Here is a 25,729-nt window from a genome sequence, read left to right on the forward strand (position 1 = left end):
TAAAAATTAGATGCATTGGTTACGTAGGGAGGGTATGAGATGAGGCTGGAACGATTAAATTACAATAAGATAAAAATTTTTCTAACATTTGATGATTTATCTGAAAGAGGATTAACGAAAGAAGATTTATGGAGAAATGCGCCGAAAGTACAGCAATTATTTCGTGATATGATGCAAGAAGCAAATAAGGAATTAGGATTTGAAGCAGATGGTCCGATTGCAGTTGAAGTGTTTTCTCTACAAGCACAAGGGATGGTTGTAATTGTAACGAAAGAAAATCAAGAAATTGATACGGATGATGAGTTCCGTGACGAGTTTATTGAAATGCAAGTGACTCTAGATGAAAGTGAACATATATTATATGAGTTTGCTACGCTAGATGACATAATTAACCTGTCGAATCGCTTATATAACCTTGGTGTAACTGGCGGAAAGCTATATACGTGGGATGAGCGCTTCTATCTTTGGGTGGAAGAAGAGGAACAAATTCAATTGTTAAAAGCGGATTTTATAGCTATTTTAGCGGAATACGGCAATCCGTCTACAGCAACTATTTATCGCATCATGGAGTACGGTAAAGAATTAATGGATTTTAACGCGATAGAACAAATACACAATTACTTTGTGAAAAAACAAAACCTCAGCTAATACAACATAGCTGAGGTTTTGTTTTTATTTGGATAAGGGAAGGGATGATAGTAAATACGCGAACATACTTTTTGAAAATAAAATATGCAGTTTTATGGGAGCGTTGCTGAGGAAAATAAAAAATATTTAAATATTTAAGTATTTTACTTTTCTAAAAGTAATAAAAGGACTATAATAATAGTGAAAACGCTTGCAACAGAAAATAGTTTGTATATATTTGTTAGCGTTTTCTATTGCATTCCAAATTTAAGGGTGTATACTAGGCAATGAAGGTTTACTAAACAAGTGAAATTACAGGGGGTTTACTTACTATGGTAGCCGAAAAGGGAACTCAAACAAAAACACAACAACAAAGGGAACAACATTTTGAACTATTGAATTCAACACAAATTGTTATTAGTGAAGCGTTAGAAAAATTGGGTTATCCAAACGAAGTATATGAATTATTAAAAGAACCAATTCGTATGATGACAGTGAAAATACCAGTTCGTATGGATGACGGGACTGTTAAAATATTTACAGGATATCGTGCACAACATAATGATGCTGTTGGTCCAACGAAAGGTGGAATTCGCTTCCATCCGAATGTAACAGAAAATGAAGTGAAAGCACTTTCAATCTGGATGAGTTTAAAATGTGGTATTGTTGATTTACCATATGGTGGAGGTAAGGGTGGGATTATCTGTGATCCACGTGAAATGTCATTCCGTGAGTTAGAAAGATTAAGCCGCGGTTATGTACGAGCAATTAGCCAAATCGTAGGTCCGACGAAAGATATTCCAGCTCCAGATGTATTCACAAACTCTCAAATTATGGCATGGATGATGGATGAGTATAGCCGTATTGATGAATTTAATTCACCAGGATTTATTACAGGTAAACCGCTTGTATTAGGTGGATCACATGGACGTGAAACAGCAACTGCGAAAGGTGTAACAATTTGTATTCGCGAAGCTGCGAAAAAACGTGGCATTGATATTAAGGGTGCACGCGTTGTTGTTCAAGGGTTCGGTAATGCTGGTAGCTTCTTAGCTAAATTTATGCATGATGCAGGTGCGAAAGTTATTGCAATCTCAGATGCTTACGGCGCTTTACATGATCCAAACGGATTAGATATTGATTATTTATTAGACCGTCGTGATAGCTTCGGTACAGTAACAAAGCTATTTAACAATACAATTTCAAACAAACAATTGTTAGAGCTTGATTGCGATATTTTAGTTCCAGCTGCAATTGAGAACCAAATTACAGAAGAAAATGCTAATGATATTAAAGCGAAAATCGTTGTTGAAGCTGCAAATGGTCCAACAACATTAGAAGCGACTAAAATTTTAACAGATCGCGGAATTTTACTTGTTCCAGACGTATTAGCAAGTGCTGGTGGTGTAACGGTATCTTACTTTGAGTGGGTACAAAATAACCAAGGTTACTACTGGACTGAAGAAGAAGTAGAACAACGTTTAGAAAAAGTAATGGTAAAATCATTTGATTCTATTTATGAAACAGCACAAGTTCGTAAAGTGAATATGCGCTTAGCGGCGTACATGATTGGTGTTCGTAAAATGGCTGAAGCAAGCCGCTTCAGAGGTTGGGTATAAAATATTATATATTGAGAAAACGTGATTTCCTTTCGAGGGAATCACGTTTTTTTGTTGAGGTATTAAATGAGGTGTTGTATATGAAGAATGAAATGCTGGAACGAGTAGAACAATTAGAAGAAAAGGTTAAGAGGTTAGAGGGAGAACTTGCAAGAACGGTGAAAGCTCGAAAAATAAGTACTGTCCGGATGTTCGGGGAAGGGCTACTGTTTTTGATATTTGGTGTGGTTGTAGTAGGGCCGATTATTGCCGTTGTAATCTCAATTTTTACTTGGCTTGCTGAAAAATAAAATAAAAACAAAAAGAACGCTTGTTCTATACGAACAAATGTGCTATACTCTCCTTAGATAAACAAAACGGAAATGATTTTAAGGAGAGATAAATGATGAAAATGACAGTAGACCAAAGATTTATGATGCCAGCAGATGTTGTAGAGCGAGTGGAAGTATTACGAAACAAACAAAGCAAGCGTGGCACATTATTACAATCGGTAAACAAATTTTTCGGTTTAGATACGAAAGAAGATTGTGTTTGGTTTTACGGTTTTTATGGAGTGGCTGTAAGTATCTTGTTGTTTATGGTGTTCACTTCAAATATTTTCGATTTTCTCTTTGCGTAAGAAATATGCGATAAGGACATTGCTACCGAATACATATATAAGGAAGTAAGGTAATCTTCTAGAGCGGGAGTTGGTAGCAATGGCGATGTTTCCTATAGAGCGTAACTATATAGGATATGGAAGTTCACGACCGGGGATTCCTCTAACTAAAGTGAGATTTATTGTAAGCCATGATACGGGGAATCCTGGAAGCAATGCGATAGGAAATCGAGATTACTTTAATGAATTACAACCGAAAGCTTCGGCGCATACATTTATAGATGATAAAACAATATTGGAGATTATTCCTATAAATGAAGTTGCATATCATGTTCGATATGGTGTGCCGACGGATAATGACTTATACGGCTATGACGCGAATAAGGCGGCCATTGGAGTGGAACTTTGTTATGGCGGTGATGTTAACTTTTGGGAAGCATATAATCGTTTTACATGGTATCATGCGTATTTATGCCAAAATTTTGGCTTAAATCCGAAAAAAGATATCGTGTCACATAAAACGCTTGATCCAGCTAGAAAGATTGATCCTGAGAATGTATTAGGGAAACAAGGTATTAAATTTCAGCAGTTTTTAGCAGATGTCTATCGGATGTACGTTTCGTTTAGATGACAAATATATGAAAAATGAATACAATAAAGATAGGTGCCTACTGCTGTAAGTAGGTTTTTTCTTGTTTTTATAAATAGTGTATTGGTAGAAGACTAGGAGTGGACGAGTATGCAGAAAGAAACAGTTATTATAATCGGAGGCGGTCCGTGCGGATTAGCGGCAGCGATTTCGTTGCAAAAGGTAGGGATGAATCCGTTAGTAATTGAAAAAGGAAACATTGTAAATGCCATTTATAATTATCCAACTCATCAAACATTTTTCTCTTCTAGTGAAAAATTAGAAATTGGTGATGTAGCTTTTATTACAGAAAATCGTAAGCCAGTTCGAAATCAAGCGCTTGCGTATTATCGTGAAGTGGTAAAACGTAAATCTGTACGTGTAAATGCTTTTGAGCGAGTGGAGAAAGTTCAAAACGATGGAGAAGTTTTTCAGGTTGAGACGACAAAGCGTGACGGAAGTAAAGAAATATATATAGCGAAATATATTGTTGTAGCAACTGGATATTATGATAATCCAAATTATATGAATGTTCCAGGTGAGGAATTGAAGAAAGTAGCTCACTATTTTAAAGAGGGGCATCCTTATTTTGATCGAGATGTAGTAGTTATAGGTGGGAAAAACTCGAGTGTAGATGCCGCGTTAGAACTTGTTAAAGCTGGTGCGCGTGTAACGGTACTGTATCGTGGAAGTGAGTATTCACCAAGCATAAAGCCTTGGATTTTGCCGGAATTTGAGGCGTTAGTACGAAACGACACAATTCAAATGCATTTCGGGGCTCATGTGAAAGAAATTACTGAGCATACATTAACGTTTACAGTTGATGGTGAAGATTTTACAATCCAAAATGATTTTGTATTTGCGATGACTGGTTATCATCCTGATCATAGCTTCTTAACAAAGATGGGTGTTAAGATTGATGAAGAAACAGGACGTCCAATTTATACAGAGGATAGAATGGAAACGAATGCTGAAAATATTTTCATTGCAGGTGTCATAGCTGCTGGAAATAATGCAAATGAAATATTTATCGAGAACGGTAGATTTCATGGAGATGCGATTGCACAAACTATTGCATCAAGAGAAAAATAAAAAGGAGCTGTCGGGAAAACCTCGACAGCTCCTTTTTATTCGTGCATAAACATATTTTGAATGGATTCATGAGAATTTGTATTCTCTAATGCGACAAGTAATTTAATGCGTGCTTTTTGTGCATTTAAGCCGTATGTGAATACAATGCCCATATCTTTTAAGTGTTTACCGCCACCTTCATACGAATATACGTCTTGAACGATACCGTTGAAACAGCGAGAAACTAATACGACAGGAATACCTTTATTTAATAATCGTTCTAGACTAGGAAGTGTTCTTGGAGGTAGATTACCTTGTCCAAGCGCTTCGATAACAATACCGTCTACAGGAAGATTTTCGATTGCTGCTAATAATGTATCATCCATGCCGGCATATGCTTTTAGAACAACTACATTTTTAGATACTTTGTTTATCGTATATGTTTCGTGATGTACTAAAGCGTGATGGAAGACAACACCGCGTTTTGTTACCATTCCAATTGGTCCATATTGTGGGCTTTGGAATGTTGCGACATTACTTGTATGTGTTTTCGTTACATTTGTAGCGCAATGAATTTCGTCGTTTAATACGACTAAAACACCTTTTTCTGCAGCTTCATCACAACTAGCAACTTTTACAGCTGATAAGAAGTTATATAGACCATCAGCACCTAACTCATTGCTAGAGCGCATTGCACCTGTCACAACAATCGGAATGGTTGCTTGTACTGTTAAATCTAAGAAATAAGCTGTTTCTTCTAATGTATCCGTACCATGCGTAATGACTACGCCATGAATGTTGTCTTGTTTTACTCTTTCATCAATGATGACTTGTAATTGTAACATTTCGCTCGGTGTCATATGAGGAGATGGTAGATGGAACACATCTTCAACGATTAAATCAACATCGCCTTCTAAATCAGGAATGAATTTTAAAAGAGGATTTTTTTCACCTGGTTGTACGACCCCAGTTTCTTTATCTTCCTCCATTGCAATTGTTCCACCTGTGTGTAAAACTAGGATTCTTTTCAATGCTTATACCCCTTTCAAGTAAAAAAATACATTTAGAACATAACATGTTTTGAGTAAATTCGACAATGGAAATGTATAAAAGTATGCCTCGAAAATGACAATAAAATTAACTGCTATATGTACGATGTATAAAATCACGAAACGAAATGTGCAAATATAGTATAGGAGGGGGCAATTATGTTGAAAAAGATGGAGAGAATTTTTATTCGTATATTAATAATACAATTCATTTGTCTTTCTGTTGTACAATTGTTATTTATACATAAGTCATCAGTGAAATATTTATCTAAAATTGTTTATTACGAAGGTGTCATGGTAAAAAATAAAGCAGAAATCTTGCAGGTGAATAGGTAGTTTTCATTTTCTTCTATGAAGGATTATGCTACAATAATTGAGGATTTAATGACGTGAAGCAAATGAGAAGAAGCAGGGTGAACACCTGCTTTTCGTTTTGTTTTATAAGTGAAAAAATGAGGTGTTACAATGGATAAACGAATTTCAATTGCTATAGATGGTCCAGCAGCTGCTGGGAAAAGTACAGTGGCAAAAGTTGTTGCGAAGGAACTTTCTTACGTTTATATTGATACAGGCGCGATGTACCGTACACTTACATATGCAGCCCTTGAACAAAAAGTAGATATTGAGAATGAAGAACAGTTAATGGAAGTTGTAAAGAATGTAAATATTGAATTTCAGCAAGGAGAAAATACGCAGCTTGTATTTTTGAATGGACAAGATGTTTCTGAAGTAATCCGTACACCTGATGTGACGAATCGAGTATCTATTGTAGCGAAGCATCGCCTTGTTCGTGAAGAAATGGTACGTCGTCAGCAAGAGTTAGCGAAAAAAGGCGGCGTTGTAATGGACGGCCGTGATATTGGTACACATGTATTACCGGATGCTGAAGTGAAAATCTTTATGCTTGCTTCTGTTGAAGAAAGAGCGGAAAGAAGGCATTTAGAAAATTTAAATAAAGGTTTCGATTCTAATTTAGAGCAGCTAAAAGAAGAAATTGCTCAGCGTGATAAATTAGATTCAGAACGCGAAGTTTCTCCACTAAAAAAGGCTGATGATGCATTGGAATTAGATACGACTTCTTTATCAATTGAAGAAGTTGTCCAAAAAATTATGAGTATTGTTTCAGGAGTGTTTGCGAAATAAAGAAAGGGGATAATCCTCTTTCTTTTTTTGTTGAAATAGAAATGTAAAGGATACGTGAATTGTGAGTCTCTTTCCTTGACAAATGAGCTGATTTGTAAGAAGTTAGTTAAAGAGGAATAAAACTGTCAGAATATATTCGCTATTATATTTCAAAACATACTTTTTTCAAGCTGGTTTTGCTGTATACTATTTATATAGGTTTAATATATTTTCTTGTGAATGGTATTGAAAAAGAGTGTGTGATGAGAAATTCTTAAACATGCAAATGAAAACTTTGTTTTCATTTCGTATATACATAAAAAAATGCTTTGTCAATTCTGTAGGGAGGTATTTCCATGGTAGAGAAAATGAATGAAGAAGTTATGGATTCAAAAGAATTACAAGTTGGTGACGTTGTTACAGGTTCTGTAACGAAAGTTGAAGAGAAACAAGTGCTTGTAAATGTTGGATACAAAACAGATGGCGTAATTCCAATTAGTGAATTAGCTAACGTTCATATTGAAAAAGCAAGCGATGTTGTAGAATTAGATCAAACACTAGAGTTGAAAATTATTAAATTAGAAGAAGATGATCTTGTCTTATCTAAACGTGCTGTTGATGCAGAAAAAGCATGGGTAGAATTACAAGAGAAATTTACTTCTGGTCATGTATTTGATGTTACTGTAAAAGATATTGTGAATGGCGGATTAGTTGTGGACCTTGGTGTTCGCGGTTTTATTCCAGCTTCACTTGTAGAAGTACATTATGTAGAAGACTTTACTGACTATAAAGGTAAAACATTAGCGGTGAAAATTGTTGAATTAGACCGTGAAAAAAATCGTGTAATCCTTTCGCATAAAGCGGTAGTAGAATTAGAACTAGATTCTAAGAAAAAAGAAGCAATTTCTTCATTAAAAGAAGGTGACGTTGTTGAAGGAACAGTGCAACGATTAACTGACTTTGGTGCTTTCGTTAACGTTGGTGGCGTGGACGGTTTAGTTCACATTTCACAAATTTCACACGAACGTGTAGAGCAACCTTCTGAAGTATTAGAGCAAGGTCAAAAGGTTAAGGTAAAGGTGTTATCTGTTGATGCTGATACACAACGTATTTCTTTATCAATTAAAGCGGCTCAACCAGGACCTTGGGAAAACGTTGCTGGCGAAATAAAAGCTGGAGATATTCGTGAGGGAGTAGTAAAACGCCTTGTTACATTTGGTGCATTCGTTGAGATTTTACCTGGCGTTGAAGGACTTGTACACGTATCTCAAATTGCAAATCGTCACGTGAAAAACCCGAATGAAGTATTGGAAATGGGACAAGAAGTAAAAGTGAAAGTACTTGAAGTTCACGTAGCAGAGAAACGTATTTCTTTAAGTATAAAAGAAGCGCTTGAGGAAAATAATGTAATTGAAGATTATAGTCAGTATGAGCCAAATGCTGATTCTGCTACTTTCCAATTAAGTGATATTATTGGTGAACAACTGAAAAAATTAAAGAAATAATGAGGGGTACAAGTGGTAAGGGCAAAACGTAAATTAGATCATATTGAATACGCTCTTTCTACTGGTCAGTCTCGTACGCATGGCTTTCATGATATTGATTTTGTGCATCAAAGCTTGCCAAATTCAAATTATGACACAATAACATGTGAAACAAAAATCGGCGAACTTTCACTAAGTTCGCCGATTTTTATCAATGCGATGACTGGTGGTGGAGGAGAGAAAACGTTACATATTAATGAGCAATTAGCATATGTAGCGAAACAGCATAACCTTGCTATGGCTGTAGGGTCGCAAATGGCGGCGTTAAAAGATGAAAGTGAGGCTGCTTCTTATAAGGTGATTAGAAAGGTAAACCCGAATGGTATTTTCTTTGCTAATTTAGGTAGTGAGGCAACTATCGAGCAGGCAGAGCGTGCCGTTGATATGATTGAAGCGAATGCATTGCAAATTCATTTAAATGTCATACAAGAGTTAACGATGCCAGAAGGAGACCGTGACTTTACTGGTGTACTTCAGCGCATAGAGAAAATTGTTTTAAATAGTAAAGTTCCTGTCATTGTAAAAGAAGTTGGATTTGGGATGAGCAAGGAAACAATGCAACAGTTAGCGAACGTAGGTGTAACGGCAATTGATATTGGTGGGCAAGGTGGTACGAATTTTGCTGCTGTTGAAAATGAAAGAAGACAGCGAATGCTTTCTTATTTTAATAACTGGGGCATACAAACAGCAACCTCGATTATTGAAGCAACCTCTACAAATAATAACCTCTCTTTTATTGCATCAGGGGGTATACAGACAGCGCTTGACGTAGCGAAAGCAATCGCATTAGGGGCGAATACAACTGCGTTTGCTGGTTACTTTTTACGTATTTTAATGCAAGATGGTATCGAGAAATTAGTGGATGAAATTGAGCTTCTACATACAGATTTGAAATTTATTATGACAGCTCTTGGTGCGAAGACGATAGAAGAGTTGCAATCTGTACCTCTTGTTGTAAAAGGTGAAACATATCATTGGTTAATGCAGCGTGGTATTGATACTGCGCATTATAGTAGGAGATAAAAAATCAACCGTTCGGTTGATTTTTTTGTTTTGTTTTCTTTCTCGTAATATAAAATGGAATTGGTATTTTATAAAAATTGTAATTGAAAAAAGGTTAAAAAATGAAGATGATTAGTTACTAGATTTTTGGAGAGGGCTTGATTTTCTAAAGGAAATAGGTGGAGGTAAAAAAAGTGATAGGAGGATATAGTACACAAAATATTATTTCGATATAAATAAAAATCATTAAAATGATTATGTAAAAGACGGTTTCGTACAATATCGAAACCGTCTTTTTGTATTCATTAGTGCTGGTTTTGTTTTCGAGCCTGCTCTGGTGTATCAAGTCCAGTTGCACCTGGATATTGTAGTGATTGATCACGATCAGATTCAACGCGGCGTGATTCTCGTAGTTTTCGTTCTTGGCGATCTTTACCCATAATGAATAACACCTCCTTGTTAAAAGTGTTGCTGTTATAAGAAAAAACTATGCGTAAATAAAGTGGATTAACTTTCATAAAAAATTCCCATAATGGAAAACATAGGAGGTGAAGTAGATGGATGGAAGTACTTTTTATTTTATAGCTTGGATAGGGTGGGTTGTCGTAACCTTTTTTATGAAAAAGGACCATATTCGGTGGAAGTTAGGCGCTTGTATATTGATTTTTATAATTTGCTCTCCGTTACATGTAACGATCGCCTCATTCATGGTATCAGTAAATGCTCTTTTACTTTGTATTATTTCTTTTATAGGGATCGCGCTGTATTCTGTTTGGAAAAAATTATATAGCTTACTTTCGGCACTTATTATTGCGATGTTATATACAAGTTTTCATCTGTTAGAGATATATGATCCGATTTGGATTGTGGTGGATAGAGTGTTTCTGCTAAGTAGTGCTCTTGTGTATGCATCGGTGTTATTGCATGGGGATCGCATATTACGATTATGTTCCCTATATGTAGGGATGTTACAAGGAGAGTTGCTAGTGACATTTATTTTTCGGAAATTGAATTTTCCATATGATTACGGTAGTTTAGCATTTTTTGATATCGTCGCCGTTTCTACATTATTCATGGCAGTATTGTTTTGGATTGCAAAAGCATCAGTATACATGGAACAGTTTAAGAGAAAAACACGTAAAAGAAAGGCGAGGGTAATACATGACTGAATATACACCAGCCATTTTATGCGGCGTAATAGCGGGGACAGTTACAAGGGTGTTAATGCTTCGGACGGATACACGGCAATATCCGACGAGGCTACATGGAAAGATTATTCATATTGCAATGGGGTTAATTGCAGCAGCTTTAGGAGCGATTGCAATCCCATCTATTTTGAAAAAAGATTTTTCTGCCATTACATTTCTTACGTTAGCAGCGACACAATTTCGTGATGTACGTAATATGGAAAGAAATACACTTCAACAATTAGATGGATATGAGCTCGTACCGCGTGGAAATACGTACATTGAAGGGATTGCATTGGTTTTTGAAAGTCGCAACTATTTGGCGATGTTAACGTCGTTTGCAACGACGTTTGCGTATATAGGGTTCCGTTCATGGATTGCTGGAGTAATTATGGCTATAATCGCATTTTTTATTGCGAAAAAATTAATGTCTGGTAGAAGACTCCATGACCTTGTAGATATTGAGCATGTTCCGCTGCGTTTTGAAGGAGCAGGGCTTTATATCGATAATATTTATATTATGAATATTGGATTGCCAGTGAGGCAAGAAGAGATTATGAAATATGGCATGGGGTTTATATTAAAACCGAAATCAATTGATGCGATGGTGACAATCTCAAATTTAGGGCAACGGCAAGCTATTTTACACGATGTTTCGGTGGCGTTAGGCATTTATAGAGATTCTGGTACACCAGCGCTTGTACCGTTAGCAAAGCGTGATTTAGAGGATGGCAGGGTTGGGATTTTTGTCTTACCGCAAGATCAAGATGCAGAGAAAGCGATAAGTGTCATAGGAAATGTACCAACGTTAGAAAGTGCTGTCCATATGTCATCGGAAGCCCCGAAAGGAAGGGGAGATAAGAGATGATGTTAGAAAGCGTTATCCTGGCAGTTATTACAACAGCGCCAGAAAAATTTGCAGGTGGTGCTCCTTTATTTGTTTGTGAGTCGATGGAGGAACTAGAATTTGTTGCAAATAATTTAGAGGCAATTTTAGATGGTATTGCGCATCGCTTACAAGAGAATGTATATATTATTGTGAAACATTAGGAACGTGTGTTATAATGTGAGGTGTTTTGATACGTTGAGAAATATTCTGGAATGCAAATCCCTTCTTGCACAAAGAAGGGTTTTTTACATAATAAACAGAAGCAAGTTGAAAGGATGAAAGTATATGCCGAAACCAGTAATAGCAATAGTAGGCCGCCCGAACGTAGGAAAATCTACTATTTTCAATAGAATAGTTGGAGAAAGAGTTTCAATCGTAGAAGATATCCCAGGTATAACTCGAGACCGTATTTATAGTGCGGGAGAATGGTTAAATCATGAGTTTAACATTATTGATACAGGTGGAATTGATATTGGAGACGAGCCGTTCTTGACACAAATTCGTCAACAGGCGGAAGTTGCGATTGATGAAGCAGATGTTATCATTTTTATGACGAATGGTCGCGATGGTGTAACTGCAGCGGATGAAGAAGTTGCTAAAATTTTGTATCGTTCTAAAAAACCAATTGTACTTGCGGTAAATAAAGTTGATAATCCAGAAATGCGTAGTGATATTTATGATTTTTATTCATTAGGATTTGGCGAGCCATTCCCGATTTCAGGTACACACGGTTTAGGACTTGGTGATTTGTTAGATGAAGCTGCAAATCATTTTCCAAAGATTGAAGAAGAAGCGTATGACGATGAAACAATCCGTTTCTCTTTAATTGGACGTCCAAACGTAGGGAAATCATCGCTTGTAAATGCACTTCTTGGTCAAGAACGTGTAATTGTAAGTAATATCGCAGGAACGACGCGTGATGCTGTCGATACACCATATAGTAAAGATGATCAAGATTATGTAATCATCGATACAGCTGGTATGCGTAAAAAAGGAAAAGTATATGAAAGTACAGAAAAGTATAGTGTACTTCGTGCACTTAGAGCGATTGAACGTTCTGACGTTGTTTTAGTTGTTTTAGACGGAGAAGAAGGAATTATTGAGCAAGATAAAAAAATCGCTGGATATGCTCATGATTCAGGACGAGCTGTTATTATCGTTGTAAACAAATGGGATGCAGTGAAAAAAGATGAAAAAACAATGAAAGCATTTGAAGAAAACATTCGTGCTCATTTCCAATTCTTGGATTATGCACCGATTGTATTCTTATCTGCAAAAACGAAAAAACGTACACAAACGTTATTACCGGTTATCAATGAGGTAAATGAAAGCCATAGTATCCGTGTACAAACAAACGTATTAAACGATGTAATTATGGATGCGGTAGCGATGAATCCAACACCGACTCATAATGGTAGCCGTCTGAAAATCTTCTATGCGACACAGGTTGCGGTAAAACCACCGACATTTGTTGTGTTTGTAAACGATACAGAATTAATGCACTTTTCATATGAGCGCTTCTTAAAGAATCGTTTACGTGAAGCGTTCGGTTTTGTAGGAACGCCGATTCACATTATTGCTCGAGCAAGAGACTAATGGAGAGGATGTGATTTTATGACAAAAATCACAGTAGTAGGAGCAGGTAGCTGGGGAACAGCGTTAGCGATGGTATTAGCTGACAATGGACATGATGTACGTATTTGGGGAAATCGCTCAGAACTTATGGATGAAATGAATACGAAACATGAGAATAGTCGATATCTCCCAGGCATTACATTGCCAAGCACAATCGTAGCCTACTCTTCTTTAGAAGAAGCATTAGTAGATGTAAATACAGTACTGCTAGTAGTACCGACGAAAGCGTACAGAGATGTATTACAAGAGATGAAAGAAATTGTTACAGAACCGATTACTTGGATTCATGCGAGTAAAGGGATTGAACCTGGTACGTCAAAACGTATTTCGGAAGTAATCGAGGAAGAAATTCCAGAGAACTTAATTAAAGATGTTGTTGTATTGTCTGGACCGAGTCATGCTGAAGAAGTTGGTTTACGACAAGCGACAACAGTTACGTCTGCAGCAAAGCGTATGGAAGCGGCTGAGGAAGTACAAGATTTATTCATGAATAGTTATTTCCGTGTATACACAAATCCAGATATTGTTGGAGTTGAACTTGGTGGTGCGTTAAAAAATATTATCGCATTAGCTGCTGGTATAACTGATGGTCTTGGATTAGGTGATAATGCAAAAGCGGCATTGATGACACGTGGTTTAACAGAGATTGCTCGTTTAGGAAGAAAAATGGGCGGGAATCCGTTAACGTTTGCTGGTCTAACTGGTATGGGAGACTTAATTGTAACTTGTACAAGTGTTCATAGCCGAAATTGGCGCGCTGGAAATATGCTTGGAAAAGGACATTCTTTAGAAGAAGTGTTAGAAAGCATGGGTATGGTTGTGGAAGGTGTAAGAACAACGAAAGCTGCTCATGAATTGGCAGAGAAAATGGAAGTTGAAATGCCGATTACAGCTGCTTTATATGACGTGCTGTTCAATGGGAATAACGTAAAAGATGCGGTAGGCTCATTAATGGGACGTGTTCGAAAACATGAAGTGGAAGCTATACCTGACTTACTGTAAAGAAAAGCGACAGAAGTACATTTGTACTTCTGTCGCTTTTTTATTTTATGGGTCTTTTCACCATTTATTTATTTTTGCATAGGATGAAGAGTAACTTGAGGAGAGGGTGAAAAGAATGGATAATAACATTTTTAATAATATTGAGAAGGAAGCGAAAGTAAATAAAGAGGATATTTTTAAATTAGCATCATCCGTGCAAAATGCGAATTTACGTGATGAAACTGTACTTCGTCAATTGATTCATCAAGTGGCTCTTATGGCGGGACGTGAAGTGCCGAAAGAGCAAGAGGATCAAATTGTAAAAGCGATTATTAATAATAATATGCCAGCGGATTTTGGCTCGTTAAGCAAAATGTTTAAAAAATAAATTATGAGAAACAAAGAGTTTGTAGATTGCATATGATAGCCATGAAAGAATGGGAATAGAGCTGTTTTTGGGCATATTTGGTCAACCGAAGCGAGAGATATAATCGCTTCGGTTTTATTTTTATCTAGATTGGTGGAAGATGCTGAAAAACCTATTGATTAAAGTTACATATTTGCGATTTGTAGTAAAATGTTCTTTTTGTATTTGTTTAAAGATTTTAATTTGTTAAAATAGTATAAAAATAGATTAATAAAAAGGGGTGTGTATATGTCAGAAGGGCTTATGAAAATGTGGTTGGCTTTAGGGGCAATTGGATTTATGTTTTTTGCAGTAAGTTTTATTTTATTAAGTAGACATAAAATAAAGAATAAATTTTTGAAAGGGATTACAGCGTTAGTAGCGTACACCCTTATGGTTGTGTCAGGAATTGTTATTTTTCTTGTTGTATTTAGTGGACCTGTACAGCAGTAAATGGAATGGTCTCGAAAATACTACATACGGAGCAAGTTATATTAGTATGAAAAGGTGATGCTAGTGAAAAAAGTCCATATTATTTTAATATTTTGTTGTATGAGCCTTTTAACGGGGTGTCTGTATCCGAAAGAAAATATGAAGCAAAATGCGGTTCCTTATGAAGATCAGCTACAGGTTGTTCAAAAAGCTGTTGTCACATTTAAGGAGCAAAATGATGGGATATTGCCAATTAAGACGAGGGATATGAGTACACCTATTTATCAAAAGTATCCAATCGATTTTCAACAGATTGCTCCGCGTTACATACAAGAAGCGCCAGGGAATGCATATGAAAGTGGAGGAGTATATCAATACGTATTAATAGACGTTGAAACAAATCCAACAGTAAAGTTAATTGATGTTAGGATGGCTGAACAAATTCAGGAATTATCTTTAAAACTTAGGATGTATCGTGATGAACATCAATATCCACCTTTTAAAAAAGTAATTTCAGATGGTGTATATGAATTGGATTTCAAAAAACTAGGATATAAAGATGTGCCACAAGTGACAAGTCCATATTCTGGTAAAGGACTTCCTTTTGTAATTAATGAAAAAGGAGAAGTTTTTGTTGATTATAGAATCGACTTATATGACGCTTTGAAAAAAAATGAAGGGCAGTTTACGGAGGGAGAAGATATTCGAAATATACTTTCGAAAGGTTCCCCGTTTGTACCAGCTTATTCTTTACCGTACACAGTAAAGAACGGAGAACCAATTTTTTTAAAATCATAAGTCATGAACCTTTCTTTTAGTGAATAAGTTCTAGAAGAAAGGTTTTTTATGTTATACAACTTACGATGCAAACAAAAGATATTTTTTAATAGTCATATGAAATTGGACAAAATTATATGATATATTGTCCGAACTTCTAGAATACCATTATATTATATCAGATATTATAGGCAACGTTAGAGAAGGTATTAGTTGACTATAAACGCGGAATTATTCCCAAAAATTTTGAGGGAGGGAATCACTTGGAAAAGGTAGATATTTTTAAAGATATTGCAGAACGAACAGGCGGTGATATTTATTTTGGAGTTGTAGGAGCTGTTCGAACAGGGAAATCAACATTCATTAAAAAATTTATGGAACTTGTAGTTATTCCAAATATTGAGAATGAGTCTGACCGTCAAAGAGCGCAGGATGAATTGCCTCAAAGTGCTGCTGGTCGTACAATTATGACGACGGAACCGAAGTTTGTTCCAAACCAAGCGGTTTCTATCGAAGTAGATGAAGGACTTGAAGTGAACATTCGATTAGTAGATTGTGTTGGATATACGGTTCCAGGAGCGAAGGGCTATGAAGATGAGAATGGCCCGCGCATGATTAATACCCCTTGGTATGAAGAACCTATTCCATTCCATGAAGCTGCAGAAATCGGCACGCGTAAAGTAATTCAAGAACATTCAACAATTGGTGTTGTAATTACAACAGATGGAACAATTGGTGAAATTCCAAGAAGAGATTATATAGAGGCAGAAGAACGCGTTGTAAATGAGTTGAAAGAAGTAGGAAAACCTTTCATTATGATAATTAATACGGTACAGCCGTATCATCCAGATACAGAGCAATTACGCCAAAGTTTATCAGAAGAATATGATATCCCGGTTATTGCAATGAGTGTGGAGAGTTTAAGAGAAACAGATGTATATAATGTACTTCGTGAAGCGCTATTTGAATTCCCTGTATTAGAAGTGAATGTGAACCTTCCGAGCTGGGTAATGGTGCTAAATGAAGGGCATTGGTTGCGTCAAAGTTATCAAGAAGCAGTTCAAGAAACTGTGAAGGATATAAAACGTCTTCGTGATGTGGATCGCGTTGTTTGGCAGTTTAGTCAATATGAATTTATTGATCGAGCGAGCCTAGCTGGCATTGATATGGGGCAAGGTGTGGCGGAGATTGATTTATATGCGCCAGATGAATTATATGATCAGATTTTAAAAGAAGTAGTAGGAGTAGAAATTCGAGGGAAAGATCATTTATTGAAGCTTATGCTCGATTTATCTCATGCGAAAATAGAATACGACCAAGTGGCAGATGCATTGCGTATGGTTAAGCAAACAGGATATGGTGTAGCAGCCCCTGCGCTAGCGGATATGAGCTTAGATGAGCCAGAAATTATTCGTCATGGTTCAAGGTTTGGTGTGAAGTTAAAAGCGGTAGCGCCATCTATTCATATGATTAAAGTAGATGTAGAGTCAACGTTTGAGCCGATCATTGGTACTGAAAAGCAAAGTGAAGAATTAGTTCGTTATTTAATGCAAGATTTTGAAGATGATCCGTTATCAATTTGGAATTCTGATATATTTGGACGTTCGCTTAGCTCGATTGTTCGAGAAGGAATTCAGGCGAAATTATCTTTAATGCCAGAAAATGCTAGATATAAATTAAAAGAAACGCTAGAAAGAATTATTAATGAAGGATCTGGCGGATTAATTGCGATTATACTATAAGAAAAATCCCTCTCACTGTAGAGGGATTTTTTGTTTTTCCGATTATAAAATAGAAAAATAAACAGTCATTATCTAATACATTGTTGTAAATTGTCAAGTTTCATCAGATTTTCACATTTATTGTCAAGTTTCATCAGATTTTCACATTTTCAGAGTAACAATTTCCTTAAAAATATTGAATTATAAAGGAGAATCGTATAATATAGGCGTTGATAATGATTTATCTACATCTTTGTAGTATAGAATTTGTAAAAATTGCCTACAAATGAAAGTAAGACTCATTTTATGATCATTATACAGTCTTATCTTTGGGAGGAGGTGAATGGCATGAACAAGACAGATTTAATCAATGCTGTTGCAGAAGCAAGTTCCCTTTCTAAAAAGGACGCAACAAAAGCAGTAGACGCTGTTTTTGATTCTATCTTAGAAGCTTTAAAACAAGGTGATAAAGTACAACTGATCGGATTCGGTAACTTCGAAGTTCGTGAGCGTGCGGCTCGTAAAGGTCGTAACCCACAAACAGGTGAGGAGATTGAAATCGCTGCAAGTAAAGTACCTGCATTCAAACCTGGTAAAGCGTTAAAAGATGCGGTTAAATAATCCTTACATATTAACAGGGAAGAAGAGTTTCCTTTTTGGGAACTCTTCTTTTTGCTTTTAAAAACATAAATATGCTAGAATGTGTTCGTATCACTTTTAGGTTTTCGGGAGGGCTAGCGGATGGCAAAAGTTAATTTAGAACAAATTGAACATGCAGTACGCCTTATTTTAGAGGCGATTGGGGATGATCCAAATCGTGAGGGAGTACTTGATACGCCAAAGCGTGTTGCAAAAATGTACGCAGAAGTGTTCTCAGGTATGCATGAAGATCCGAAAGAGCATTTGCATAAAGTATTCGGAGAAGATCACGAAGAGCTTGTACTAGTAAAAGATATCCCATTTTATTCGATGTGTGAGCATCATTTAGTTCCATTCTATGGAGTTGCTCACGTTGCATATATTCCGCAAGGTGGAAAGGTGACAGGGTTAAGTAAATTAGCTCGTACTGTAGATACAATTGCACGTCGTCCACAACTGCAAGAACGTATTACATCAACAGTAGCGAACTCTATTATGGAAGTACTAGAGCCTCATGGTGTAATGGTAGTAGTAGAAGCAGAACATATGTGTATGACGATGCGTGGTGTGAAAAAACCAGGTGCGAAAACAGTAACGACAGCAGTGCGTGGTGTGCTTGAAAATGATGCTGCAGCGCGCAGTGAAATTTTATCGTTTATTAAAGCGAAGTAAAGAAAAGCGGGAAACTGCTTTTCTTTTTTTTTTTAGTAAATAAATGATATAGTTTTAGCTAGACAGAGTGAGATTAGAAAGATTGCTTACATGAATGGTAGGTGTAGCCAAGTTTTGGTTATAGAAAATAGAGTGTATGTGTTATAATAAGTTTTATGAATTAGAAAACAAGGGTGATTTTTTGTGTGTGACATCTACGGAGGGTATGCGGGTATAAAAGAGAAATTGATGGAGAAATTACGCCATCCTTATTTTATAAACTATATTGAAGAACCATTTATTGATGAAGAAAAGATAGCATTGTTATATGGTGCTTTAAAGAGTGCAAACTTACATATAGAACAAATTGAGCATTACGTAGTAACAATTATGCTTGTACAAATTGCGCTTGATACGCATGAAAGGGTATCAAATAAAGCAGGCGAGGAAGAGATTGAATTCCATAAATGTCGTCAATTAACAGTACTTGCAGGCGATTACTATAGTGGACTATATTATTATTTATTGTCTATGAATCGTGATATTGTTTTAATTCGTGCACTTGCTGAAGGAATTAAAGAGATAAATGAACACAAAATTATGTTATACCAAAAAGCGCATGAAACGACGGATGACATAATGAAAAGCGTAGTAACGATTGAGTCTGCGCTCCTTCAAAAAACATGTGATCATTTTCATTTATCACATTGGAAGCCATTTATCACATACGTATTAGGTGGAAATCGCCTTCAAAAAGAAATTCAATTGTATGCTGATAAACAACATTCACCTGTTTTTCAAGCGGTGCAAGATGCTTTAGGGGATAAAGCAGAAGTAGTGATTAATGGTTGGATGATGGAATTGAGAAAGAAAGAAAAACAATTTTTAGAAAATCACACAGACGTAAATGAAATAAATTCTGTGTTAAGGGATAAATAGAAGACATAAGCAATTTTACATTGGAAGAAGGTACGAGCATGCAACAATCAAAAGAAGAAAGAGTACATGACGTATTTGAAAAGATTTCTGATAAATACGATGTGATGAATTCTGTAATTAGTTTTCAAAGACATAAAGCGTGGCGTAAAGAAACGATGCGAATTATGGATGTACAACCTGGCAGTAAAGCGCTTGATGTATGCTGCGGAACCGCAGATTGGACAATTGCGCTAGCTGGAGCGGTAGGTGAGCAAGGAAAGGTTGTTGGCTTAGACTTCAGTGAAAATATGTTATCTGTCGGTAAGCAAAAGGTAGAGGCGTTACAATTAAAACAAGTAGAACTTCTACATGGGAATGCAATGGAGCTTCCATTTGAAGATAATACGTTTGATTATGTAACAATTGGGTTTGGTTTACGTAACGTACCGGATTATATGCACGTATTAAAAGAAATGACGCGTGTAGTAAAACCAGGTGGAAAAGTAATCTGTTTAGAAACATCTCAACCAACAATGATTGGTTTTCGACAAGGGTATATTTTATACTTTAAATATATCATGCCGTTATTTGGAAAGATGTTTGCGAAAAGTTATAAAGAATATTCATGGCTTCAAGAATCTGCTAGTGCATTCCCAGGGATGAAAGAATTGGCCCAAATGTTTGAGCAAGCTGGACTTGAACGTGTGCAAGTGAAACCATTTACTTTTGGGGTAGCAGCGATGCATTTAGGTATTAAACCAGAATCAAAATAGAAAAAAGAAAAAAGAAGTTTTAGGTTAAGGTGAACAATATGAAGTTACAACTTATGTACTCTTTTTTACGATCGGATATTAATGTGATAGAAAAAGAATTAAAAAAGACAGTTGCTTCTGAACAGCCATTAGTAGAAGAGGCAGCATTACAACTTATTGAAGCTGGTGGGAAGCGAATTCGTCCTGTATTTGTGTTGCTTGCAGGGAAATTTGGAGATTATAAGTTAGATGCGATTAAGCATGTTGCTGTTGCGTTAGAGCTTATTCATATGGCTTCTCTTGTTCACGATGATGTTATTGATGCTGCATTTTTACGACGCGGCAGTGCGACTGTGAATGCGAAATGGGGAGATCGTATTGCGATGTATACAGGGGACTATTTGTTCGCTAAGTCTCTTGAATGTATAACAAATATCGAAATCCCAGAGGCGCATCAAGCGTTATCACATACTATTTTAGAAGTCTGTAAAGGTGAAATTGAACAAATTAAAGATAAATACAATTATGACCAAAATTTAAGAACGTATTTAAGAAGAATAAAGCGAAAAACAGCATTATTAATTGCCGCGAGTTGTCAATTGGGAGCGATTGCTGCTGGTGCTAATCGTGATACAGTAAATCGTCTATTTTGGTATGGGTATTTTGTAGGAATGTCTTATCAAATTATTGATGACATTTTAGACTTCGTTTCCACAGAAGAGAAACTTGGAAAACCTGCTGGTGGAGATTTATTACAAGGAAACATAACGCTCCCTGCTTTATATGCGATGGAAGATCCAGTACTTCGTCAAAAAATCACATCTGTACATGAAAATACAACAGCAAGTGAAATGCAAGAAATTATTGATGCTGTAAAAAATAGTCCAGCAATTGATCAAGCATTTGCGTTTAGTGAACGTTATTTACATAAAGCTTTAGAAATAATAAAACCACTCCCACGTGGAAAAGCAAAGTATGCATTACAAAATGTTGCAAAGTATATTGGAAAACGAAAATTTTAATGTTTATTCTAAAAAATAAAATAATCTCTCTATTTCAAAACTATTGCACAATTGTGATAAGGGTGATAATATGTGTGTGGGGATATACAATTACATACATAATTCAGAAGTGGAGAGATTTTTTATGGAAAAAACATTTCTAATGGTAAAACCAGACGGTGTACAACGTGCCTTCATTGGGGAAATTGTAGCTCGTTTTGAGAAAAAAGGATTTCAATTAGTTGGTGCAAAATTAATGCAAGTCACTCCGGAAATTGCTGGACAACACTACGCTGAGCATAAGGAAAAACCTTTCTTTGGTGAGTTAGTAGACTTTATTACATCTGGACCTGTATTCGCAATGGTATGGCAAGGTGAAGGTGTAGTAGATACAGCGCGTAACATGATGGGGAAAACAAGACCACATGAAGCAGCTCCTGGAACAATTCGTGGAGATTTCGGTGTAACTGTTGCGAAAAATATTATTCATGGTTCTGATTCTTTAGAAAGCGCAGAGCGCGAGATTGCTATTTTCTTTAAAGAAGAAGAATTAGTTGACTACTCAAAATTAATGAATGAATGGATTTACTAATTATTTTGAAATAATTTGTAAACGCTTTAATCACTGTGATAATAGTAAAAAGTGCAAGGAGAATAGGGGTATTCTTCTTGCACTTTTTTTATTTTCAATTAGTTACGAAGTTTGAGCTGTTATGATATATTGATATTTAAATTAGGCCTATCGGAAATATAGAATAAGAAAATGGTCGATTTATGATATAATTTCTTTAATATTTTTAGAATGATAAAAGTTAATATAGTGAGATAAATACATATACGAAAAGAGGAATAACGTATGCGATATATTACGGCTGGTGAATCTCATGGTCCGCAACTTACAACGATTATAGAAGGTGTTCCAGCAGGATTGTCTTTAGTAGCGGATGATATAAACGAAGAGTTAGCTAGAAGGCAAAAGGGATATGGGCGTGGTAGACGCATGCAAATTGAAACGGATCAAGTGCAAATTTTAAGTGGTGTTAGACATGGAGAAACATTAGGTTCCCCTATTGCACTCGTTGTTGAAAATCGTGATTTTGCCCATTGGACAAAAATTATGGGGGCAGAGCCTTTAACTGAGCAGGAAGAAAAAGAGATAAAAAGGAAAGTGACAAAACCAAGGCCTGGGCATGCTGATTTAAATGGTGCAATTAAATATGGTCATAGAGATATGAGGAATGTACTGGAACGTTCGTCAGCGCGCGAAACGACGGTGCGTGTTGCTGCTGGTGCGGTTGCTAAAAAGGTGTTAGCAGAACTTGGTATTAAAGTGGCGGGCCATGTAATTGAAATTGGCGGTGTACAAGCTAAGGAGGTTACGTATAGTTCAATTGAAGAATTAAAGAGTATTACAGAAGCATCTCCTGTACGTTGCTTAGATGACGAAGCTGGTAACCAAATGATGAAAGCGATTGATGATGCGAAAGCAAATGGTGATTCAATTGGTGGAATCGTTGAAGTAATTGTGGAAGGAATGCCAATTGGAGTAGGTAGCTACGTGCATTATGATCGAAAACTGGATGCGAAATTAGCAGCTGCAATTATGAGTATTAATGCTTTTAAAGGTGTCGAGATTGGAATTGGTTTTGAAGCAGCGCATAGACCGGGAAGTGAAGTTCATGATGAAATTCTATGGAATGAGGAGCATGGATATACAAGAAGAACAAATAATGCAGGTGGATTAGAAGGCGGTATGACGACTGGAATGCCAATTGTTGTGCGCGGTGTGATGAAACCGATACCTACACTTTATAAACCTCTTCAAAGTGTAGATATTGATACGAAAGAGCCTTTTACAGCGAGCATTGAACGTTCAGATAGTTGTGCAGTGCCAGCAGCTAGTGTCGTTGCAGAAGCGGTTGTGGCTTGGGAATTAGCAACAGCTTTAATAGAACAATTCGGATTAGATCGTATGGAACTAATTCGTGAAAATATTGAGAAACATAATGAATATGCGAGGGGATTTTAATGGGAAACATACATATTCAAACGAAATCAAAAGAATATGATGTACATGTTGGTAAAGAAGCGTTGTCAAACTTAACAATGATCGTTCAAAATATGCAGCCAGCTGTATCTAACGTAATGATCATTTCAGATGAAGCTGTTGCATCACTACATTTACAGACAGTTATCGATGCATTACAAGTGGAGCAGGACGTGTTTTCGTTTGTTGTACCAAGTGGCGAAAAAGAGAAGTCTTTCGAAAATTTCTATGCGGCTCATACGTCAGCTCTTGAAAATAAATTAGATAGAAATTCTTTAATTCTTGCACTTGGAGGCGGAATGATTGGAGATTTAGCTGGTTTTGTTGCCGCATCTTTTATGCGGGGTATTCGCTTTGTGCAGGTTCCGACGACTTTATTAGCGCACGATAGCGCAGTAGGTGGGAAAGTAGCGATTAATCATCCGTTAGGTAAAAATATGATTGGTGCATTCCATCAGCCAGAAGCGGTTGTATATCATACACCGTTTTTACAGTCTCTTCCTGAAAAAGAGTGGCGTTCAGGTTATGCAGAGGTGATAAAGCATGCTCTTATTGGTGATGTGGAGCTATATCATTGGTTAAAAGAAGAAGTGCAAACATTAGCGGATCTTCGTGATGAGAAGTTAATCCATATATTAACGAAGGCGATTCCTGTAAAGGCAAATGTTGTGTCACAAGATGAAACAGAGAAGGGTGTACGTGCCCATTTGAACTTTGGACATACGTTAGGACATGCTCTTGAAAAAGAGCTAGGGTATGGGAATATTACTCACGGTGACGGCGTAGCGGTTGGAATGTTATTCGCCATATTTTTAAGTGAGCAAGTGTACAAGGTTGATCTTGCTTATGAAGATATGAAGCAGTGGTTCTTGAAATACGGCTATCCAAAAATGCCAAGAGATTTGAATGTAGAGCGCCTCGTTCAATTGATGAAACAAGATAAGAAAGCAAATGCAGGAGCAATTCATATGGTGCTTATGCAGGAATATGGGGTAGTGAATGTCGTATCTATTTCAGATGAGACTGTTCATATTGCGTTAGAGGCATTTCAAAAAGATATGGTTTAAAATGATAGCGAAGTGTTGTGAAGTGCTCATTTAGAGGTATTCTCGTAATAGTGACGGTTATGATAAAAGATTACAGTAAGGGGCTATAACTGTATTGTAATCAAATTGAATGAAATGACTGGGGGAAGAAAAATGAGAGTGAAAGAGCAATTGTTAACTTTGAGAGCGTATGTGCCTGGGAAAAACATTGAAGAAGTAAAAAGGGAATATGGATTATCGAAAATTGTGAAATTAGCATCGAACGAAAATCCATTCGGTTGCTCAGCGCGTGTGACAGAAGCATTAACTTCTTTAGTGAGCCAATATGCCCTTTATCCAGATGGATATGCCTTTGAACTTCGGACAAAAGTAGCGGAACATTTAGGTGTAAAAGCAGAACAACTACTATTTGGTAGTGGATTAGATGAAGTCATTCAAATGATTAGCCGAGCGTTACTACATGAAGGAACAAACGTTGTAATGGCGAATCCTACGTTTTCACAATATCATCACCATGCTGTTATTGAAGGAGCAGAAGTTCGTGAAGTATCACTTAAAGACGGTATTCACGATTTAGATGCAATGCTAGAGCAAGTAGATGAAAAAACGAAAATTGTATGGATTTGTAATCCGAATAATCCGACAGGTACATATGTTGAGAAACAAAAATTACTTTCATTTTTAGAATCAGTTCCTAAGTCGGCTCTCGTTATTATGGACGAAGCATATTATGAATACGCGGAAGCAGAAGACTATCCGCAAACATTGCCACTTCTTGAAAAGTATGAAAATCTTATGGTTTTACGCACGTTTTCAAAAGCATATGGTTTAGCTGCTTTTCGTATCGGATATGCGATTGGGGATGCGAAGTTAATCGGACAGCTAGAAGTAGCGAGGTTACCATTCAATACATCAACTGTAGCGCAATCTGTAGCACTCGCTGCATTAGAAGATCAAGCCTTTTTACAAGATTGTGTGAAAAAGAATGCTGAAGGTCTAAATCAGTATTATGCATTTTGTAAAGAATATAACGTATTCTATTATCCATCTCAAACAAATTTCATTTTCTTAAAACTTGGTATACCAGGTAATGAAGCTTTCGAACGATTAATGAAAAAAGGATATATCGTTCGTTCTGGTGCTGCATTTGGTATCGATGATGGTATTCGTATTACTGTCGGTTTGAAAGAAGAAAATGATGAAATTATAGAGTTGCTGAAAGAGCTTGTAAATGAGCAAGTACAGAAAGAAGAAACATATTCTTAAGAGATTGTGAAGGCTCCTATTATAGGAGCCTTTTTTATCGTATTAAAAATAAAGGTTGAAGACTGGTAATTAAGTTGTTCTGTAAATCACGGTTTGTATGGCTTGATAATTAGTGAGAGAA

The 25,729-nt window shown here is 36.4% G+C and carries 30 protein-coding genes; 28 read left to right on the top strand and 2 right to left on the bottom strand.

All coding sequences use genetic code 11. The features are described 5' to 3' along the window. The first annotated feature begins 39 nt into the window (after nt 1-39). The 6 genes from MHH27_RS07905 (at nt 40) to MHH27_RS07930 (ending at nt 4,564) form a co-directional block, all read left to right on the top strand. Nucleotides 40-648 (top strand): genetic competence negative regulator, encoded by a 609-nt coding sequence (locus MHH27_RS07905; protein WP_001235396.1) that lies wholly within the window; start codon nt 40-42, stop codon nt 646-648. Nucleotides 649-959: 311 nt separating this feature from the next. Continuing rightward, a complete protein-coding gene (gudB, locus tag MHH27_RS07910; protein WP_340942150.1) occupies nt 960-2,246 on the top strand; it encodes an NAD-specific glutamate dehydrogenase in 1,287 nt (428 codons plus the stop codon). An 80-nt stretch (nt 2,247-2,326) separates the two neighbouring features. Then, entirely contained in the window at nt 2,327-2,536 is a 210-nt protein-coding gene (locus MHH27_RS07915) for a hypothetical protein (RefSeq protein WP_000787297.1), read from the top strand. Nucleotides 2,537-2,628: 92 nt separating this feature from the next. Beyond that, complete coding sequence (locus MHH27_RS07920; RefSeq protein ID WP_001983018.1) at nt 2,629-2,865, top strand: DUF3961 domain-containing protein; 237 nt, start codon at nt 2,629-2,631, stop codon at nt 2,863-2,865. A gap of 79 nt (nt 2,866-2,944) precedes the next feature. Further along, a complete protein-coding gene (locus MHH27_RS07925) occupies nt 2,945-3,475 on the top strand; it encodes a peptidoglycan recognition protein family protein (protein WP_001240655.1) in 531 nt (176 codons plus the stop codon). Between the two features lie 108 nt (nt 3,476-3,583). Continuing rightward, nucleotides 3,584-4,564, top strand: coding sequence for a YpdA family putative bacillithiol disulfide reductase (locus MHH27_RS07930; RefSeq protein ID WP_340942153.1), 981 nt, complete (start codon nt 3,584-3,586; stop codon nt 4,562-4,564). A 35-nt stretch (nt 4,565-4,599) separates the two neighbouring features. Here the strand turns inward: MHH27_RS07930 and ansA are convergent, their stop codons facing one another. Continuing rightward, nucleotides 4,600-5,574 (bottom strand): asparaginase, encoded by a 975-nt coding sequence (gene ansA / locus MHH27_RS07935; RefSeq protein ID WP_000822009.1) that lies wholly within the window; start codon nt 5,572-5,574, stop codon nt 4,600-4,602. Nucleotides 5,575-5,754: 180 nt separating this feature from the next. Between ansA and MHH27_RS07940 the strand changes: the two genes are divergently transcribed. The 4 genes from MHH27_RS07940 (at nt 5,755) to MHH27_RS07955 (ending at nt 9,281) form a co-directional block, all read left to right on the top strand. After that, entirely contained in the window at nt 5,755-5,928 is a 174-nt protein-coding gene (locus MHH27_RS07940; protein ID WP_023521499.1) for a YpfB family protein, read from the top strand. Between the two features lie 129 nt (nt 5,929-6,057). Continuing rightward, a complete protein-coding gene (gene cmk / locus MHH27_RS07945) occupies nt 6,058-6,735 on the top strand; it encodes a (d)CMP kinase (protein ID WP_000361252.1) in 678 nt (225 codons plus the stop codon). Nucleotides 6,736-7,070: 335 nt separating this feature from the next. Continuing rightward, nucleotides 7,071-8,219, top strand: coding sequence for a 30S ribosomal protein S1 (rpsA, locus tag MHH27_RS07950; RefSeq protein ID WP_000229558.1), 1,149 nt, complete (start codon nt 7,071-7,073; stop codon nt 8,217-8,219). A gap of 12 nt (nt 8,220-8,231) precedes the next feature. Further along, complete coding sequence (locus MHH27_RS07955; protein ID WP_000251041.1) at nt 8,232-9,281, top strand: type 2 isopentenyl-diphosphate Delta-isomerase; 1,050 nt, start codon at nt 8,232-8,234, stop codon at nt 9,279-9,281. A gap of 284 nt (nt 9,282-9,565) precedes the next feature. Here MHH27_RS07955 and MHH27_RS07960 read toward each other — a convergent pair whose 3' ends face one another. Next, nucleotides 9,566-9,700, bottom strand: coding sequence for a YpzI family protein (locus MHH27_RS07960; protein WP_000513900.1), 135 nt, complete (start codon nt 9,698-9,700; stop codon nt 9,566-9,568). A 117-nt stretch (nt 9,701-9,817) separates the two neighbouring features. On the opposite strand from MHH27_RS07960, the gene MHH27_RS07965 reads away from it, so the two are divergent. The 18 genes from MHH27_RS07965 (at nt 9,818) to hisC (ending at nt 25,608) form a co-directional block, all read left to right on the top strand. Beyond that, entirely contained in the window at nt 9,818-10,429 is a 612-nt protein-coding gene (locus tag MHH27_RS07965; RefSeq protein ID WP_002093921.1) for a YphA family membrane protein, read from the top strand. Then, nucleotides 10,422-11,315 carry a YIEGIA family protein gene (locus tag MHH27_RS07970; RefSeq protein ID WP_000141599.1) on the top strand — a complete coding sequence of 298 codons (894 nt, stop codon included), beginning with the start codon at nt 10,422-10,424 and terminating at the stop codon, nt 11,313-11,315. The genes MHH27_RS07965 and MHH27_RS07970 overlap by 8 nt, the downstream gene beginning before the upstream one ends. Beyond that, nucleotides 11,312-11,497 (top strand): capping complex subunit for YIEGIA, encoded by a 186-nt coding sequence (locus tag MHH27_RS07975; protein ID WP_000979048.1) that lies wholly within the window; start codon nt 11,312-11,314, stop codon nt 11,495-11,497. The genes MHH27_RS07970 and MHH27_RS07975 overlap by 4 nt, the downstream gene beginning before the upstream one ends. Before the next feature lie 124 nt (nt 11,498-11,621). Beyond that, nucleotides 11,622-12,932, top strand: coding sequence for a ribosome biogenesis GTPase Der (gene der / locus MHH27_RS07980; protein ID WP_001125890.1), 1,311 nt, complete (start codon nt 11,622-11,624; stop codon nt 12,930-12,932). An 18-nt stretch (nt 12,933-12,950) separates the two neighbouring features. Then, nucleotides 12,951-13,973, top strand: coding sequence for an NAD(P)H-dependent glycerol-3-phosphate dehydrogenase (locus MHH27_RS07985; RefSeq protein ID WP_000161783.1), 1,023 nt, complete (start codon nt 12,951-12,953; stop codon nt 13,971-13,973). A gap of 115 nt (nt 13,974-14,088) precedes the next feature. Further along, the gene (locus tag MHH27_RS07990; protein WP_000369753.1) at nt 14,089-14,340 is read left to right on the top strand and encodes a stage VI sporulation protein F; all 252 of its coding nucleotides are present in this window, start codon (nt 14,089-14,091) and stop codon (nt 14,338-14,340) included. Nucleotides 14,341-14,607: 267 nt separating this feature from the next. Continuing rightward, complete coding sequence (locus MHH27_RS07995; protein WP_001289005.1) at nt 14,608-14,811, top strand: DUF2768 domain-containing protein; 204 nt, start codon at nt 14,608-14,610, stop codon at nt 14,809-14,811. A gap of 63 nt (nt 14,812-14,874) precedes the next feature. Next, on the top strand, nt 14,875-15,588 hold the full coding sequence (locus tag MHH27_RS08000; RefSeq protein WP_000755480.1) for a hypothetical protein: 714 nt from the start codon (nt 14,875-14,877) through the stop codon (nt 15,586-15,588). Nucleotides 15,589-15,830: 242 nt separating this feature from the next. Beyond that, complete coding sequence (spoIVA, locus tag MHH27_RS08005; protein ID WP_000416519.1) at nt 15,831-17,309, top strand: stage IV sporulation protein A; 1,479 nt, start codon at nt 15,831-15,833, stop codon at nt 17,307-17,309. Nucleotides 17,310-17,636: 327 nt separating this feature from the next. Then, the gene (locus MHH27_RS08010) at nt 17,637-17,909 is read left to right on the top strand and encodes an HU family DNA-binding protein (RefSeq protein ID WP_001043860.1); all 273 of its coding nucleotides are present in this window, start codon (nt 17,637-17,639) and stop codon (nt 17,907-17,909) included. Between the two features lie 120 nt (nt 17,910-18,029). Continuing rightward, nucleotides 18,030-18,599: a GTP cyclohydrolase I FolE gene (gene folE, locus MHH27_RS08015; RefSeq protein ID WP_001151481.1), complete on the top strand. Its 570-nt coding sequence runs from the start codon at nt 18,030-18,032 to the stop codon at nt 18,597-18,599. A gap of 183 nt (nt 18,600-18,782) precedes the next feature. Beyond that, a complete protein-coding gene (locus tag MHH27_RS08020) occupies nt 18,783-19,517 on the top strand; it encodes a heptaprenyl diphosphate synthase component 1 (RefSeq protein WP_053564889.1) in 735 nt (244 codons plus the stop codon). A gap of 38 nt (nt 19,518-19,555) precedes the next feature. Beyond that, nucleotides 19,556-20,269, top strand: a complete 714-nt coding sequence (gene menG / locus MHH27_RS08025; RefSeq protein WP_001187668.1) for a 2-heptaprenyl-1,4-naphthoquinone methyltransferase — start codon at nt 19,556-19,558, stop codon at nt 20,267-20,269. Nucleotides 20,270-20,307: 38 nt separating this feature from the next. Continuing rightward, nucleotides 20,308-21,270: a heptaprenyl diphosphate synthase component II gene (gene hepT / locus MHH27_RS08030; RefSeq protein ID WP_000776079.1), complete on the top strand. Its 963-nt coding sequence runs from the start codon at nt 20,308-20,310 to the stop codon at nt 21,268-21,270. A gap of 124 nt (nt 21,271-21,394) precedes the next feature. After that, nucleotides 21,395-21,841 (top strand): nucleoside-diphosphate kinase, encoded by a 447-nt coding sequence (ndk, locus tag MHH27_RS08035; protein WP_000415883.1) that lies wholly within the window; start codon nt 21,395-21,397, stop codon nt 21,839-21,841. Between the two features lie 264 nt (nt 21,842-22,105). After that, nucleotides 22,106-23,278: a chorismate synthase gene (aroC, locus tag MHH27_RS08040; RefSeq protein WP_001269379.1), complete on the top strand. Its 1,173-nt coding sequence runs from the start codon at nt 22,106-22,108 to the stop codon at nt 23,276-23,278. Next, nucleotides 23,278-24,363 carry a 3-dehydroquinate synthase gene (aroB, locus tag MHH27_RS08045; protein WP_000526809.1) on the top strand — a complete coding sequence of 362 codons (1,086 nt, stop codon included), beginning with the start codon at nt 23,278-23,280 and terminating at the stop codon, nt 24,361-24,363. The genes aroC and aroB overlap by 1 nt, the downstream gene beginning before the upstream one ends. 132 nt (nt 24,364-24,495) lie before the next feature. Beyond that, on the top strand, nt 24,496-25,608 hold the full coding sequence (gene hisC / locus MHH27_RS08050) for a histidinol-phosphate transaminase (RefSeq protein WP_098235506.1): 1,113 nt from the start codon (nt 24,496-24,498) through the stop codon (nt 25,606-25,608). The last annotated feature ends 121 nt before the right edge of the window (nt 25,609-25,729 follow it).

Source organism: Bacillus sp. FSL L8-0152 (assembly GCF_038006365.1).
GTDB lineage: Bacteria > Bacillota > Bacilli > Bacillales > Bacillaceae_G > Bacillus_A > Bacillus_A cereus.